General features: G+C 72.1%; 15 protein-coding genes. 7 read left to right on the top strand and 8 right to left on the bottom strand.

Annotated features, from left to right (window positions below):
* Nucleotides 1-3: 3 nt before the first annotated feature.
* Both EDD29_RS21015 and EDD29_RS21010 read left to right on the top strand, forming a co-directional pair.
* Complete coding sequence (locus EDD29_RS21015; RefSeq protein ID WP_123666059.1) at nucleotides 4-1,209, top strand: acyl-CoA dehydrogenase family protein; 1,206 nt, start codon at nucleotides 4-6, stop codon at nucleotides 1,207-1,209.
* Between the two features lie 16 nt (nucleotides 1,210-1,225).
* Entirely contained in the window at nucleotides 1,226-2,347 is a 1,122-nt protein-coding gene (locus EDD29_RS21010; RefSeq protein ID WP_123666058.1) for an acyl-CoA dehydrogenase family protein, read from the top strand.
* A gap of 122 nt (nucleotides 2,348-2,469) precedes the next feature.
* On the opposite strand, the gene EDD29_RS21005 is transcribed toward EDD29_RS21010, so the two are convergent.
* Nucleotides 2,470-3,042 (bottom strand): TetR/AcrR family transcriptional regulator, encoded by a 573-nt coding sequence (locus tag EDD29_RS21005; protein WP_123666057.1) that lies wholly within the window; start codon nucleotides 3,040-3,042, stop codon nucleotides 2,470-2,472.
* 173 nt (nucleotides 3,043-3,215) lie between these two features.
* On the opposite strand from EDD29_RS21005, the gene EDD29_RS21000 reads away from it, so the two are divergent.
* Nucleotides 3,216-3,866, top strand: coding sequence for a pentapeptide repeat-containing protein (locus EDD29_RS21000; protein ID WP_123666056.1), 651 nt, complete (start codon nucleotides 3,216-3,218; stop codon nucleotides 3,864-3,866).
* Nucleotides 3,867-3,914: 48 nt separating this feature from the next.
* Here EDD29_RS21000 and EDD29_RS20995 read toward each other — a convergent pair whose 3' ends face one another.
* Nucleotides 3,915-4,850: a LysR family transcriptional regulator gene (locus tag EDD29_RS20995; RefSeq protein WP_123666055.1), complete on the bottom strand. Its 936-nt coding sequence runs from the start codon at nucleotides 4,848-4,850 to the stop codon at nucleotides 3,915-3,917.
* A 137-nt stretch (nucleotides 4,851-4,987) separates the two neighbouring features.
* Here EDD29_RS20995 and EDD29_RS20990 point away from each other — a divergent pair, with 137 nt between their 5' ends.
* Both EDD29_RS20990 and EDD29_RS20985 read left to right on the top strand, forming a co-directional pair.
* Nucleotides 4,988-6,232, top strand: a complete 1,245-nt coding sequence (locus tag EDD29_RS20990; protein ID WP_123666054.1) for an MFS transporter — start codon at nucleotides 4,988-4,990, stop codon at nucleotides 6,230-6,232.
* 133 nt (nucleotides 6,233-6,365) lie between these two features.
* Nucleotides 6,366-7,172, top strand: a complete 807-nt coding sequence (locus tag EDD29_RS20985; RefSeq protein ID WP_123666053.1) for a VOC family protein — start codon at nucleotides 6,366-6,368, stop codon at nucleotides 7,170-7,172.
* Here the strand turns inward: EDD29_RS20985 and EDD29_RS20980 are convergent.
* Complete coding sequence (locus EDD29_RS20980; RefSeq protein WP_123666052.1) at nucleotides 7,169-7,756, bottom strand: TetR/AcrR family transcriptional regulator; 588 nt, start codon at nucleotides 7,754-7,756, stop codon at nucleotides 7,169-7,171. The two genes, EDD29_RS20985 and EDD29_RS20980, sit on opposite strands and share 4 nt — an antisense overlap.
* 80 nt (nucleotides 7,757-7,836) lie before the next feature.
* Here EDD29_RS20980 and EDD29_RS20975 point away from each other — a divergent pair, with 80 nt between their 5' ends.
* The gene (locus EDD29_RS20975; RefSeq protein WP_123666051.1) at nucleotides 7,837-8,790 is read left to right on the top strand and encodes a quinone oxidoreductase family protein; all 954 of its coding nucleotides are present in this window, start codon (nucleotides 7,837-7,839) and stop codon (nucleotides 8,788-8,790) included.
* A 426-nt stretch (nucleotides 8,791-9,216) separates the two neighbouring features.
* Nucleotides 9,217-9,567 (top strand): hypothetical protein, encoded by a 351-nt coding sequence (locus tag EDD29_RS20970; RefSeq protein ID WP_123666050.1) that lies wholly within the window; start codon nucleotides 9,217-9,219, stop codon nucleotides 9,565-9,567.
* Nucleotides 9,568-9,601: 34 nt separating this feature from the next.
* On the opposite strand, the gene EDD29_RS20965 is transcribed toward EDD29_RS20970, so the two are convergent.
* The 5 genes from EDD29_RS20965 to argJ form a co-directional block, all read right to left on the bottom strand.
* Nucleotides 9,602-10,048 (bottom strand): OsmC family protein, encoded by a 447-nt coding sequence (locus EDD29_RS20965; protein ID WP_123666049.1) that lies wholly within the window; start codon nucleotides 10,046-10,048, stop codon nucleotides 9,602-9,604.
* Nucleotides 10,049-10,218: 170 nt separating this feature from the next.
* On the bottom strand, nucleotides 10,219-10,380 hold the full coding sequence (locus EDD29_RS45545) for a hypothetical protein (RefSeq protein ID WP_170201489.1): 162 nt from the start codon (nucleotides 10,378-10,380) through the stop codon (nucleotides 10,219-10,221).
* A 39-nt stretch (nucleotides 10,381-10,419) separates the two neighbouring features.
* Nucleotides 10,420-11,565, bottom strand: coding sequence for a DMT family transporter (locus tag EDD29_RS20960; protein WP_246052897.1), 1,146 nt, complete (start codon nucleotides 11,563-11,565; stop codon nucleotides 10,420-10,422).
* Between the two features lie 113 nt (nucleotides 11,566-11,678).
* On the bottom strand, nucleotides 11,679-12,905 hold the full coding sequence (locus EDD29_RS20955) for an oxygenase MpaB family protein (RefSeq protein ID WP_123666047.1): 1,227 nt from the start codon (nucleotides 12,903-12,905) through the stop codon (nucleotides 11,679-11,681).
* 237 nt (nucleotides 12,906-13,142) lie between these two features.
* Nucleotides 13,143-14,288, bottom strand: a complete 1,146-nt coding sequence (gene argJ / locus EDD29_RS20950; protein ID WP_123666046.1) for a bifunctional glutamate N-acetyltransferase/amino-acid acetyltransferase ArgJ — start codon at nucleotides 14,286-14,288, stop codon at nucleotides 13,143-13,145.
* Between the last annotated feature and the right edge of the window lie 32 nt (nucleotides 14,289-14,320).

Genomic DNA, 14,320 nt, shown 5'->3' with positions numbered 1-14,320 from the left:
GCGATGAATCTGGAACCCAAGCCCGAACTCGAGGCCTTCCGCCAAGAGGTCGCGGAGTTCCTCGACACGGCGCCGACGGACGTCATCCGGGAGGCCGGGCGCAAGACGACGAGCGTCTTCGCCCCCTTCGACGCGACGATGGCATGGCAGAAGATCCTGAACGGCAAGGGCTGGGCCGCGCCGGAGTGGCCGGTGGAGCACGGCGGCACCGGCTGGTCGGCCGAGGAGCGCTTCGTCTTCGCCGAGGAGTACTGCAAGCGGAACCTGCCCCCGTTGCTGCCCAACTGCCTGAAGATGATCGGCCCGCTGATCATCGACCTCGGCACCGAGGAGCAGAAGGCCAGGTACCTGCCTCGCATCCTCGCCGGGGACGACTACTGGACCCAGGGCTACTCCGAGCCTGAGGCCGGTTCCGACCTGGCCTCGCTGACCTGTTCCGCGGTGGCCGACGGCGACGACTACATCATCAACGGCAGCAAGACCTGGACGACCCTGGCGCACCGGGCGAACCGGATGTTCATGCTGGTCCGCACCAGCAGCGAGGGCAGGAAGCAGCAGGGGATCACGTTCCTGCTCCTGGACCGGGTCGACTACCCCGGCATGGAGATCAGGCCCATCGTCGGCCTGGACGGCTTCCCCGAGCAGTGCGAGGTGTTCTTCGACGACGTCCGGGTGCCCCAGTCGGGCCGTGTCGGGGCCGAGAACGAGGGCTGGACCGTCGCCAAGCACCTGCTGAAGTACGAGCGCGGCTCGTCTTCGCAGGCCCCGTGGCTGTACCGGTTCGTCCGGATGATCCGTGAGGCGGCCGCGACCCGCACCTCTCCGTTCGGCGGCACGCTCGCGCAGGACCCGGTCTTCCAGCGGGAGCTCGGCGAGCTCGAGGCGGACGTGGCGTCGGTGGAGGCGGTCGAGAAGCTCGCGGTGAGCGGCCACCCCCTCGCGCACGACCTCGCCTTCCCCTCGTTCAACAAGACCGTCGGCACCGAGCTGATCCAGCGCCTGACCTCCCTGATGGCCAGGGTGAGCGGACTGGAAGGGCTCTCGCTCCAGCTCCAGGCTCTGACCGTCGGCGGCGGGACCGCGCCCCTGGGCGACGGCTTCGACCTGATCGCCATGCCCTACTACCTCAACAGCCGGGCCGCCTCGATCTACGCGGGCACCAACGAGGTGCAGCGCGACCTGATCGCCCGCTCCCTCATGAGCCGCTGACCGCAGGAGAGCGACGATGGACTTCACCTTCACCGACGAGCAGACGATGCTGCGCGAGAGCGTCGCCCGTTACCTCGCGAAGAACTACGCCTTCGAGGCGCGCCAGGCGATCGTGCGATCCGATCGCCCCTTCTCGGCCGAGGTCTGGCAGGCCCTCGCCGACTTCGGGCTGCTCGCCCTGCCGTTCCCCGAGGCACTCGACGGGCTGGGCGGCTCGGTCGTCGATCTCGTCGCCGTCGGCGAGCTGTTCGGCGAGCACCTGGTGGTCGAGCCCTACCTGTCCTCGATCCTGCTGGCCGGGCGGGCGCTGGCCGAGGTGGGCGACCACCCCCGGGCCGAGCACTGGCTCGGCCGGCTCATGGCGGGCGAGGCGCTCGCCGCGTTCGCCCACGAGGAGGGCGCGGGCACGGCCGACCCGTCGCTGGTGGCCGTGTCGTGCACGAAGGCGGGCGGCGGGTACCGGCTCGACGGCGAGAAGCGCCTGGTGCTCGGCGGCGCGAACGCCGACGTCCTGGTGGTCACCGCGCGCGTCGACGGAGCCCCCGGAAGCCCCGACGGACTGGCGCTGCTGGTCGTCGAGCCGGGCGCCCCCGGCGTCCGGATCACCCCCTTCAAGACGCTGGACGGCAGGAGCGCCGCCCACCTCGCCTTCGACGGGGTCGAGATCCCGGCGGACGACCTCCTGACGGCCGACGCCCACGGGGCGATCACCCGCACCCTGGACGGCGCCGTCATCGCCCTGGCCGCCGAGGCGGTCGGCGCCATGACGGCCCTGCTCCGCCAGACCGGCGAGTACGCCGGGTCACGGCGGCAGTTCGGTGTCCCGATCGCGACCTTCCAGACCGTCGCCCACCGGCTGGCCGACATGAAGATCGCGCACACCAAGGCCCGCGGCACCCTGCTCTACACCGCCGCGCTCGCCGAGGCCGGCCGGGCCACCCGGCGCGACGTGTCGGTGCTCAAGGCCCAGGTCGGCAGGCTCGGCCGCGCCCTCGCCGAAGCCGCGGTGCAGACCCATGGCGGCATCGGCATGACCGACGAGCTCGCCATCGGCCACTACCTGAAGCGCCTCCTCGCCATCGACGCCATGTTCGGCGACAGCGACTACCACTACCGCGTGGTCGGCGCGGGCGCCTGACGGACGCCGGGCCCGCCCACCGGACCTGCCCGGTCCGGTGGGCGGGCCCGGGGGTCGGGAGGCCGAAGGGGCCGGCGCCCGGACGGCTCCGGCCACGTCGAGCCCGCGCTCGGGGAGACCGGTCAGGGCCTGGCGAGGAAGGACCGGACGAGGGTCTCGGCGAGGAGGCGGCCCGCCTCGTCGGGCGTGCGGCGGCCGGTCAGGGCCTGGTCGTTCGCGGCGACGGCGAGGGCGTGCACCATCGCGTAGGTCCAGTCGGGCGGGAGGCCGCGCTCGAGCTCGCCGCGGTCCTGGGCGGCGGTGATCCAGGCGAGCAGCGGCTCCTGCGGGTCGGGGTCCTTCCAGGGGCCGGCGACGGACAGGTCGCGGTGCGCGTCGAGGAAGCGGAAGCGCTCGCCGACGCGCACGATCTCGGGACCGAGCCTGCGCAGCACCGCGGCCGCGGAGCCGCCTTCGGCGACGGCCGCGGTGACGATCGCGCGCTGCTCCTCGATCGCCCGGCCGAACAGGGCGCGGACGAGGTCCTCGCGGGTGGGGAAGTGCCGGTAGACGGTCGTCCGGCCGACTCCGGAGGCCGCGGCGATCTCCTGCATGCTCGCGTCGGGGCGGGTCCCGAGCATGCCGATCGCGGCGGCGAGAACGGCGTCCCGGTTGCGCTGCGCGTCGGCGCGCAGGGGCTGGTTCGGCGGTGTCATGGGCAGGTCGGCTCGCAGAGGGTCGGCGGAGTCAAGTGGAACACCACAGTACCAAGTGGTACTGTGCCGTTCCGTTTATCGGTGGCAATGGTGGCCATCCTGCCACGGGCTCCGCGCGCGGGACCCGAACGGCGGGGCCGCCCGCCCGCCGCCCCGGCCCAGGAAAGGGACCCATGCCCAAGCCGCGCTCGCTCACCGACCTGCCCTACGCGAGGTTCCTGGCCGCCGCCGACGGGCCGCCCGTCCGGTCGGGCGACTACGAGACCGTCCATTTCGCCGACCTCGACCTCACCGGCGTCCAGGCCGACGGCGCGCGGTTCCTGGAGAGCGCGTTCTCCTCGGTGGACCTCACCGACGCCCGGCTGCGGAACGCCCTGTTCAACGAGGTGTGGATGCAGTCGGGGCGGCTGGTCGGCACGAATCTCGCCGAGTCCCGGTGGCTGGACTCGGAGGTCTGCGTGGCCTCCCTGGCCGGCACCGCCCTCTACGGGGCGGAGCTGACCCGGGTGGCGTTCTTCGGCTGCAAACTCGTCGCGGTGAACCTCCGCGAGGCCCGCCTGCGCGATGTCGTCTTCGCCGACTGCTCGCTCGACGGCGTCGACCTCACCGGCGCGACCCTCACCAACGTCTCGTTCCCCGGGTCCACGCTCCACGACGTCGCCCTCGACCGCACGACCATGCGGCACGTCGACCTCCGCCAGGCCCGCGACCTGTCCTTCCAGGCGGGCCGCGACTCCCTCGCCGGTCTCACCGTGAACCCACACCAGCTCCTCGGGCTGGCCCCCGCCTTCGCCCAGATCCTCGGCGTCACCGTCGCCGACTGACCGAGACGACGGGGGTGCGCACCTTTCGGCCCGGCGTCGCCCCGGTCGTCAGCGCGGAGTCGCCCAGTCCGGCGCCCAGGTCCCGGCGGCGTCCCGGTCGGCCGCCGTGGCGGCGAGGTGGGTGCGGAGGGCGGCCAGTGCCGGGTGGGGGTTGTCGCGGTGCCAGAGGAGCGAATGCGGGTAGACGGGGGTCGGGTCGGTCACCGGGATGCGGCGCAGGCCGTGGTCGGCGGGCCAGACGAGGCGCATGTGCGCGCCCATGAAGGTGGCCAGGGAAGGGGTGTCGGCGATGGTGTCGAGGAGCGCGTCGGAGCCGAAGTTGGGGCCGGTCACCTCGATGGTGAGGCCGAACTCGGCGACGAGGTCGTCGTAGTAGACGGTCCACTCGGTGCCGGGGGTGAGGCCGGGCATCCAGATCCGCTGCCCGGCGAGCTGCGCGACGGTCACCGACTTGGCGTTCGCCAGCGTGTGGGCGGGACCGGTGAGGAGCTGGAGCGGCTCGTTCAGCACCCGGACGGACTCGAGGTCCTCGGGAAGGGGCCGGCCGGGCACGCCGACGGCGCGGAAGGACGCGTCGATCGCACCGGAGCGGAGGGCGGCGACGGCCACCTCGAGGTCGAACAGCATCAGCACGTCGAGGTCGATCTCGGGGTGCGCGCGATGGAAACCGCGCATCAGGCCCGACTGGGCGCTGCGCGAGGAGAGCACATCGACGCGCAGGGGACGGCGGCCGGGACGCACGGACGCCTCCGCGCGCTCCGCGGCGCGCAGCAGCTCGCGCGCGTGGGGCAGGAACGCCTGCCCGTCGATGGTGAGCTCGGCGCCGCGCGGGGTGCGCGTGAACAACCGCACGCCGAGGGCGCGCTCCAGCACGGCGACGCGCTTGGAGACGGCCTGCTGGCTGACCGAGAGCTCCGCGGCGGCCTCCTGGAACAGCCCGGCTTCCGCGACGGCGACGAAGGTGCGTACCGCTTCGATATCCACGCCGACCCACCCTAGTGAACAACCGATGGTTGTGCATGACCGGCAGATTGGTTGTTTGACCAGTAATGCCGCGCCCGCTTAGCTCTCAATGGTCAACGTCAGGTTGTTCACATGAGGTTTCGAGGGGTGCGCTGAGCATGGCGGGCAGAAGACGGTTGGGCCGGCGGTTCGGCTGGTTGTGGACGGCGTACGCGGTGAGCGCGTACGGGACCGGGCTGGGGTTCGGGGCGCTGCCCCTGATCGCCGTACTGGTGCTGCACGCCGGTCCCGCCGAGGTGTCCGCGCTGTCCGCGGTAGGGCCCGCGGTGGGTGCGCTGGTCGCGGTGCCGCTCGCGCCGTGGGTGGAGTTCCGGCGCAAGCGCCCGGTCATGATCATGATGGATCTGGCCCGGTTCGCGGCCATGGCGACGATCCCGGTCGCCTACGCCTTCGGACGGCTCGGGTTCGTCCAGCTGCTCGTGGTCTCGATCGTGGTCGCCGCGGCCAAGATCGCGTTCGGGGCGGCCGGCGGGGCCTACCTCAAGTCCCTCGTACGGCCGGATGACCTGCTCGTGGCCAACGCGCGGTTCGAATCCACGAACTGGAGCTCCATCGCGGTCGGGCCGCCGCTGGGCGGGGCGGCGATCGGCCTGTTCGGACCGGTCGTCACCGTGGCGGCCGACGCCTTCAGCTACCTGTTCTCCGCGCTGGCCGTCACCGCGATCGGCGGCGGGGAGGAGGCGCCGCGACCGGCCGGTGCCAAGACGGTCGGGTCCGGTGGGGTGCTCGACGGCTGGCGCCACATCATGGGGCATCCCGGGCTGCGGGCGCTCTACCTCAACAACATGCTCGTCTCCGGCCTGATCATGGCGACCGAGCCCGTACTGGCCGTGCTCCTGCTGCGCGAACTCGACTTCGCCCCGTGGCAGTACGGCCTCGCCTTCGCCGCCCCCTGCCTGGGCGGGCTCATCGGGTCCCGGCTGGCCCGGCGGGTCGTGGTCCGCCACGGCAGGGACCGGGTGTTCCGGGTCGTCGGCACCCTGAGGGCCGTCTGGCTGATCGGCCTGGCCTTCGTCGGCCCCGGCGTGGTCGGCCTCGTCACCGTGATGGCCGTCGAGCTGGCGATCATCATCAACATGAGCCTGTTCACCCCGGTGCTCGCCACCTACCGGCTCGAACAGACCCCGAAGCATCTCCTCGCCCGCACCCTGACGGCCTGGTCGATCGGCCAGCAGGCGGCCATCGCCGTCCTCACCGCGCTGTCCGGGCTGCTCGCCGCCGCCACCGGCCCGCGCACCGTTCTCACGGTTGCGGGACTGCTCATCCTGACCACCCCGCTCCTGCTTCCCCGAAGGAACCACCCGTCTCAGCACGAGCCGGAACCGTCCCGAAGCCACTCGTGAGCCCCGCAACCGCCGCCGAAGCCCGCAGCCGTCCGCGTCGCGGGGCCGCGGGCCGGGCGAGAGGTTGGCTAGGGGTGGCAAAGGTCTGGTTCGGTGGTGTTCGGGGTGGTGCGGGGGCGGTGACGATGAAGGTATGCCGCGACGAGACCGGTATCCGCCGGGAGCACCCTGCTGGGCGGAGCTGACCGCCCAGGACCTCGGGGAGGCGGTGCGGTTCTACGGGGAACTCTTCGGGTGGGAGATCGTTCCGCTGCGGGAGGGCTACCTGCGGTTCACGCTCGACGGCGCCGCGGTGGCGGGGGTCTGGCCGGAGCCCGCCTCGAGCGGGGCCGCGGGCTGGACGGTGTACTTCACGGTCGAGGACATCCGGGCGCTGACCCTTCTGGTGGAGGAGGCGGGCGGCCGGGTCGTCATGGAGCCGACCGAACTGGAGGACTACGGGGTGCTCGGCGGTTACCTCGATCCCGAGGGCGTGCACTTCATGGGCTGGCAGCCGCGGAGCAAGGCGGGCGCCGAGGTCGTCGCGGAGGACCGCACCTGGGCGTGGACCGAGCTGTTCACCCGCGACATGGAGGCCGCCGAGTCTTTCTATCCGCGGGTGTTCGGCTGGGGGAGGGCCAGGCAGGGGCTGCGCGTCCGGTGGATCACCGAGGGGCGCCCGGTGGCCTCCATGCTGCCGATCACCCCCGAGGTCCCCGACGAGGCGCTCGCGACCTGGCTCGTGCACTTCTGCGTGCCCGATGTGGAGGCCGCGGCGCGGCGCGCGGAGGAGCTGGGCGCGCATCGCATCGCCACCTACACCGACCCGCTCTACGGACTCGGTGTGTCGCTCACCGACCCGCAGAACGCCACGTTCCTCCTGACCTCGACGTCCACCGCGCTGGCGCGCGCACGACCACCCTCCCGCGAGCCGGACGAGGACGGGCCGGAGGGGTTCTAGGCTTCGGCGTCGTCCGGCAGGGGCGCGCCCGTGAGCGTCAGGTGGGCGACGCGGATGATGCCCTCCCGGATCTCCTCCGGTGACCTGCCCTGGGTCTCGACGAGCAGGTCGACGAACTGGCCGCGGGGGAGGTTGAGGATGGAGTGCGCCACGAACTCGGCGTCCTCCGCCCGGAGGTCGGGCCGGGCCTCCGCGACCACCTCGGCCATATGGCGCTGCCAGATCACATAGTGCCTGATCCGCTCGGCCCCGGGACCCCCGGACATCGCGCGCAGGAGCGGCCGTCCCGGCACCGTCATCCGGTCGTAGAGCTCGGCGACGAACCGGAGGATTCTCGGCACGGGCGGGACGCTCCGGTCGTCCAGCCGGGCCAGTGCGCCCGGCGCCCAGTCCTGGGTGAGCTGCTCGAACACCGCCGCGATCAGTCCCTCCCGGTCGGTGAACCGCCGGAAGAGCGTGCCCTTGCCCACGCCGGCCTCCGCCGCGATGTCGTTCATGGACACCTGGTCCGCGCCGTTCTCCACGATCAGCCGGTAGGCGGCGGACAGGATCGCGCGCCGGTTCCGTTCGGCGTCCGCACGCATGCCGATCACTCCCTTGACATAACCGGACCATCGGTCCGTATGCTTAACCGGACCAGCGGTCCACTATCTGGGAGACTCTAATGCGCACCGTCCGCTTCCACCAATACGGCGGCCCCGACACCCTCCGGGTGGACGAGGTCCCCGACCCGGTGCCCGCCGCCGGAGAGCTGCTGATCCGGGTCGAGGCCGCGGGCATCGGCTTCGCCGACCTCCAGCTGCGCTCCGGCGCCCTGCGCGCCTGGGCCCCCGGCCTGCCCCTGCCGTACAACCCCGGCCACGAGGCGGTCGGCACGGTCGTCGACGCCGGGGCCGCCACCGCCCTGATCGGCACGCGGGTCATGGTCGTCTCGCCCGCCGGCGGCGCCTACGCGGACCTGCTGACGGTCCCCGAGGCCGCCGTCGTCCCCCTGCCCGACGGCGTCGACGCCCACCACGCCCTCGCACTCCTCGGTCAGGGCACGACCGCCGTCGGCGTCCTGGACAAGGCCGGCGTCGCGCCCGGCGAACGCGTCCTGGTCGAGGCGGCCACCGGCGGCGTCGGCAGCCTGCTCGTCCAGCTCGCCAAGCACGCCGGGGCCGAGGTGATCGCCGCGGTCCACGGCGAGGCCAAGGCGGCCGTCGCCCGCGACCTCGGCGCCGACGCGATCGCCGACCTCACCGACCCCGAATGGGCCGCCGGCGTCGGCCCGGTCCACGCGGTCCTGGAATCCATCGGCGGCCCCGTCACCCGCACCGCACTCGGCCTCCTCCAGCCCTCCGTGGGGCGCATGGTCGTCTACGGCGACCTCAGCGGCCTGCCGCACGCGATCGACACCGAGACCGTCTACCTCCGCGCCCTGTCCGTCCTCGGCTTCGCCACCGCCCTCATGCCCCCCGAACGCCTCGCCCCGCTCCGCGACCGCGCCTTCGCCCTGGCCGCCACCGGCACCCTCAAGCCCCTCATCGGCTCGACCCGCCCCCTCACCGAGGCCGCCGCCGCCCACACCGCCATCGAATCCCGCACCACGATCGGCAAGAACACCCTCGTCCCCTGACGCCCCCGGGCCATGACGGGGGCGGTCGACTCCAACGGCTCGATCGCCCCCGCTTCCCTCCGATGCGGCGGTCCTCGACACCTGTTGCCGCCGCGGCTCATCTGAGCTCATCGACCCGCGCATCGGCGACTTGAGGGGCCGGAATCTACGACCTGCGCACCGATCCGGATGAGGTGCGCGACCTCGCCGCCGACCCCGGCCACCGCGCCGTCCTCGACGCCCACCTCTCGACGTCGGCGACAACGGCTTCATCCCCGAGGGCTCTCCCACCGAGGGCCACGACCAGAGCCGCGCCCCCGGCGTCTACCCCCTGCCCCGGGTCCTGGCCGTCGCCGCCACCGCCATCCGGCGCGACCCGGTCGAGCCGCCCCGGCTCGTGGCCGACCTGGACGACGCCAACGAGGTCGTCCGCTACCCGGCCTGCTGATGCTCGACGCCGAGGCGGCCCCCGCCGCGGAGTCCCTGGCCGGGCACCTGGAGACCGACACCTCACCTCACGTGGGCGTCGTCCTGGCCGAAGTCCTGGCTCGCCTGGGGCGCGCCGAACACGCCGTGCCCTTCCTGACGGACACCCTGGACCACCACCCGAACGCCGGGGTCCGCCTCCAGGAGCTCAACGCCCTCACCCACCTCGGCTCCGCCGCCCGTCCGGCGCTCCCCGCGATCACCAGCGCCGCCTTCTCCTCCGACGAGTACCTCCGCAACGCGGGGCGCCATCTCCTGCTCGTCCTCAACGACGTCTATCGCCCCGGCTTCCCGGCCTACTTCCCCTTCTGATCTGAGCCGACGGGCCCGGCCCGGGTCCGCCGGGTCAGTGCAGGGACTGGGGGGTGCGGGCCGGTTCCGCGGCGCGGTCGGTGGGGGAGCAGGTGACGGTCGCGGTGACCTTGGGGGCGACGTCCAGGGAGGCGAGGATCGGGCAGGGATCGATGGCCTTGAGCAGGTCCTCCTGGTCGCTCGGCCTGAGCGACCAGGGGAGGCGGACGTCGAGGGAGATCGATCCGACGCGGAGCGGCTCGCCCGCGAGCAGGGTGAAGTGGGTGCCCACCTCGAGCCCGGTGTGGGGGAGACTGTGGTCCTTCAGGTGGTGGCGGGCGTAGTAGGCGACGCAGGCGGCGAGCGACGCGGCGAAGAGTTCGAGCGGCGTGGGCCCCGAGTCGTACCCGCCCGCGCGCGGCTGGTCGACGTGCAGGACGTGGTCGCGGATGAAGATGGCGTAGGCGTCGTCCTCCTGGTGGACGACCGTGATCTCGTTCATGGCGAAGCCCCTCGTTCGGTCGGCTCGGTCCTGCGGTGGCGAGGGGCTGTAGGGACGGGACGGTGTCGAGCCGGGCGACCCGTCCCCGGCGAACGCCGTACCTTATATCCCGATTGTGCGGGTATGTCCGCCGAACCGACAGTGTTCGTGGGGCCGCCTTGCCCAGACCTTTAGCCCACGTTGCCCCGACGGCCCGCCGGGCGGCCGCCGGACGTCCTGCGGGTGCAGGGGCTCTCGGGCTTGGCGATGGTCGCCGAGGTGCCGGTGGGAAGGCGCATCCGCAGCGCCCTGGTGACCCGGGCCCGGTGGCCGACCTCGTGTGCGGCGCGCACGCCCGCACCCGCGCACTCGGACCGGAATCCGCACGGCCGTCATGGCAGGTCCTTCCGTGAACGGATGGGGAGCGACGGCTGGGTGCCCTCGGTCCGTCGGGTGCGGTGGGCAGGAGGGCCGGGGGGCTCGGGCCGGAACCGGGGTTCCGGGCCCGAGCCGTCCCGGGCGGCCGGGGGAACGGTGTCGCCGGGGAAGGCGGTCGGGGGGTCTTCGGTGAGGAGGGCGGCGAGCCGCGCCCGCACCGCGGGGGTCAGGATCTTCTTTCGGGCGGCGCCGCGCCGGGCCGCGAGCGCCGTCCCGTTCTGCTCGTGCCGGGGGAAGGCGAGGACCGCGAGGACGGCGAGGGCGAAACCGGTCCAGCGCAGGGAGGTCCCGCCCGTGTCGGAGGGCCACGTCTCGTCGTAGAGCACCGTGCTCGAGAGCACGACAGCGGTGCGGCCGCTGACGGCGATGAGCACGGCGACGACGATGAGCCTGCACCGCTGGAGGGCGACCTGGAGCTGGATGAGGGTGACCCCGGCCATGCCCAGGATCAGGAGCGGGTAGGGCGAGGACACCACGCCGGCGACGGAGCGTTCGACCGACCAGATCGCGGCGATCCCGCGGGCGCCGGCCTCGGCGATGCCCGCGCAGAACCCCGCGCTGAGCCCGTAGGCCACGCCCGCGAGCGGCCTGCCGTGCCGCCCGCCGGCCTTCCGGTCGCCCACGAGCCAGACGAGACCGGCGATGGCGGCGGGCGGGACGATGACGAGGATCAGCGGCGCGGGGAACCACGCGTCGGTGGTGTTCAGGTCGGCGGCGGACGAGCGGCCCGACAGACCGAGCAGGACCACCGCGAGCACGGCGAGCGCGGCCATGGTCCACTCGCGCCGGCTGAGGCGCTCCCGCAGGACGACCGCGGCGTAGGCCAGCAGGAGCAGCAGGCTGAACCCGAGCAGGGGCTGGGCGATGTTAGAGGGCAGCATGGCGAAGGTGACGATCTGCCCGGCGAGCCCGACGAACAGCAGCAACCCGCCCGTGAACCAGACGGGGTCGCTCAGCATGGACATCGTCGTATGGATCGGTCGGCTTCCGCGCAAAGGCGGCATCCTTCGCGCCGCTCGCTGGAACAGAAGGAAAGACGCGAAGTAGACGCATGTTCCCGCGACGGCCAGGAAGGCCCAGCCGAGACCCGTTCCTTCCACGGCCGGATCCTCCTCGTCTCGGCGTCGTGCCGTCCCGACCCCCGATGTCGGGACGGGGCCTTGCGGTGGGTGCGGCCTGGTTCCCGGGGTGAGGGCCGGGCCGCACGGCGCGATCAGTAGTTCGGGTTGTTCATGACGGGGATCTGGATGCTGATCGGGAACTTGGCCCCGGACAGCAGGAACAGGACGCCCAGGCGGAGGATCTCGTCGAAGGCCCAGTAGGACTTCTGAAGGATGCCGGGCGCGTCCTCCAGGGACAGGAGTCCTTCGCGGACGGCCACGAAGGGCTCCCAGGCCGTCTCGAAGACCTCGTCCCAGAAGGGGGTGTCGCGGATCTGGAGCCAGTCGGCGATCTCCTCGCCGAGGGTGTACCGGGTGAGGGCGGCCAGGATCGGCTTGGTGAGGACGGTGCCGTCGATGAAGGACGCGAGGCCCAGGAGCGTGTCGGCGAGCTTGATGCCCTCGGGGGTGGGCGCGAGGATCGGGGTGAGGACCTGGGCGGCCTGCGCGTTGGCCTCGTCCCAGGAGGCGGGGATGTACTCGTCGAGGATGCCGAGCATGTGCGCGGTGAGCTGCCAGGAGTGCAGGAACGCCTCGGACTCGGCCGGCTCGATCGGCACCTTCCACTTGACCAGGTTCTGCATGACCGAGGTGGGGAGGCTGTGCCAGGTGACCATCATGTCGGCCTGGGAGATGGGGATCTCCTCGTCCGCGGCCTTCTGCCAGTAGATGGACTTCGGCAGCAGGTGCCGCACCCCGGCGTGCGCGAGGCGGGTCTTGACGCAGGTGACGATCATCTCGCCGTCGGGCTGGAAGGCGTTGGCCGAGCCGACGTCGTACCCGAGCTTGGCGGTCTTGGTGATGCGGTCGCGCATGTCCGCGCCGCCCTTGGAGTAGTACACGGCGCGGGCTTCGCGGGGGATGACCGTGCTCATCATGCCGGAGACGAATCCGTAGGAGACGCCGAGGTACAGGCCGCGCTTCTCGTTGAAGTCGACGGCCTTCTCGAGCTTGGCCTGGTCGGTCCACGCGGGGAGCCGCCTGGCCTTCTCGATGAACGCGACGAGGTCGGCGGGCAGCCCGGCGGGGAGCGCCTGCCCGTTCTTCGTCCACTTCTTGAGCAGCTTGTTGACCGCGTCTGTCTCACCGCGTTCGATGATCCCCGCGACGACGGGGTCCGCGTCGGCGTCCCACACGTACTTGGGGTCCAGACCCGCGCCCTCGCCCACGACCGAACCGGCCGGCGACCACGACCACGCGGGCATCGCCGACGCCAGCGCGCCGACCGCGCCCAGCGCCCCGCCCGCCACCAGCACATCACGCCTACTGCGCTCGACCATCGTGCATACCTCCAACAGCCAATGGGGTGGACTGATACGGTGATACATGGATTGCATCTCCGTATCAGCTAGCGAAACCCATCAGAGCACACGGAGTCAGGCGAGACAAGACCTATCTTGTGTCTCGAAAAAGGAAACCCTCCAGTGAGGGCGCGCGACGACGACGGCCCGCCCTTTCCCGGCACCGGGAAGGTGCGAGGAAGGGCGGGCCGTCAGGGGATTCGGGCGGAGGCCGGGTCAGGTGGTGTAGTCGGCGTTGATGCGGACGTAGCCGTCGCTCAGGTCGCAGCCCCAGACGCGGGCCTGGGCGTGGCCGGTGTTCAGGGAGACGTGGATGAGGACCTCGTCGGCGGACATGACGGCGGTGAGGGCATCGAGGTCGGGGGCGTCGGCGGGGTAGACGGTGAGGGAGCCGAAGCGGATCTCGACGCGGTCCGGGTCGATGTCGGTCTCGTCCTTGCACTTGCCGACGGCCATCGCGACTCGGCCCCAGTTCGGGTCGCCGCCGTGGACCGCGGTCTTGACCAGGGGCGAGTTGACGATCGCCTTGGCGACCGTGCGGGCCTGGGCCTCGTCGCGGGCCCGGTCGACGAGCACCTCGATGAGCTTGGTGGCGCCCTCGCCGTCCTTGGCGACCTGCTTGGTGAGGTCCAGCGCGACGGTGTGCAGCGCCTCCTCGAACTCCGCGAGGTCGACCTCGCCGGCCAGCCCGTTCGCGAGGATGACCGCGCTGTCGCTGGTGGAGGTGTCGGTGTCGACGCTGACGCAGTTGAACGTCCGGTCCATGACCCGGCGGAACATCGCGTCGAGCACCGGCGCGGGGATCCGCGCGTCGGTGAAGTAGTAGGTGAGCAGGGTCGCCATGTCCGGCTCGATCATGCCGACGCCCTTGGCCACCCCGACGAGGGTCGCCCCGCCGATCGTCGCGCGGACCAGCTTGGGGTGGGTGTCGGTCGTCATGATGGCCTCGGCGACAGCCTGGAAGTCGGGCTCGGGAGCGGGCTCGACCTTCCCGATCCCGGCGCGCATGACGTCCATCGGGTAGCGCCGGCCGATCACGCCCGTCGACCCGATCGCGATCTCCTCGGGCGCGCACCCGACCAGCTCCGCGGCCAGCGCGACGACCTCGGCGGCATCCTCGCGCCCGCGCTCACCCGTCGCGACGTTCGCGTTCTTCGACACCGTGACGACCGCCCGCACCGACCCGTCGCCGAGGTGCTCCCGGCTCAGCAGCACACTCGGCCCGGCGAACCGCGACCGCGTGAACACCCCCGCCGCCGCGCACGGCACCTCCGACGCCACCACCGAGAAGTCCCGAGTCCCGTCCTTGATCCCCAAGTTCGCCACGAACGTCCGGAATCCAAGTGGGTTCGACCGCTGCACGTGATTCCTCCTGCACCCGAGTTACGACCCCG

The sequence above is a fragment of the Actinocorallia herbida genome (assembly GCF_003751225.1).
GTDB classification, from domain to species: Bacteria; Actinomycetota; Actinomycetes; order Streptosporangiales; family Streptosporangiaceae; genus Actinocorallia; species Actinocorallia herbida.
Note: the sequence above shows the minus strand (reverse complement) of the source record. Positions and strands in the feature narration are given on the sequence as shown.

Bases quoted from the DNA above. Each gene is read 5' to 3' on its own strand.
- EDD29_RS20975 (WP_123666051.1), top strand. From the start codon at position 7,837: ATGCGCACCGTCCGCTTCCACCAATACGGCGGCCCCGACACCCTCCGG.
- EDD29_RS20970 (WP_123666050.1), top strand. From the start codon at position 9,217: ATGCTCGACGCCGAGGCGGCCCCCGCCGCGGAGTCCCTGGCCGGGCAC.
- EDD29_RS20965 (WP_123666049.1), bottom strand. From the start codon at position 10,048: ATGAACGAGATCACGGTCGTCCACCAGGAGGACGACGCCTACGCCATC.
- EDD29_RS20980 (WP_123666052.1), bottom strand. From the start codon at position 7,756: ATGCGTGCGGACGCCGAACGGAACCGGCGCGCGATCCTGTCCGCCGCC.
- EDD29_RS20990 (WP_123666054.1), top strand. From the start codon at position 4,988: ATGGCGGGCAGAAGACGGTTGGGCCGGCGGTTCGGCTGGTTGTGGACG.
- EDD29_RS21015 (WP_123666059.1), top strand. From the start codon at position 4: ATGAATCTGGAACCCAAGCCCGAACTCGAGGCCTTCCGCCAAGAGGTC.
- EDD29_RS21010 (WP_123666058.1), top strand. From the start codon at position 1,226: ATGGACTTCACCTTCACCGACGAGCAGACGATGCTGCGCGAGAGCGTC.
- EDD29_RS20955 (WP_123666047.1), bottom strand. From the start codon at position 12,905: ATGGTCGAGCGCAGTAGGCGTGATGTGCTGGTGGCGGGCGGGGCGCTG.
- EDD29_RS21000 (WP_123666056.1), top strand. From the start codon at position 3,216: ATGCCCAAGCCGCGCTCGCTCACCGACCTGCCCTACGCGAGGTTCCTG.
- EDD29_RS20985 (WP_123666053.1), top strand. From the start codon at position 6,366: ATGCCGCGACGAGACCGGTATCCGCCGGGAGCACCCTGCTGGGCGGAG.
- EDD29_RS21005 (WP_123666057.1), bottom strand. From the start codon at position 3,042: ATGACACCGCCGAACCAGCCCCTGCGCGCCGACGCGCAGCGCAACCGG.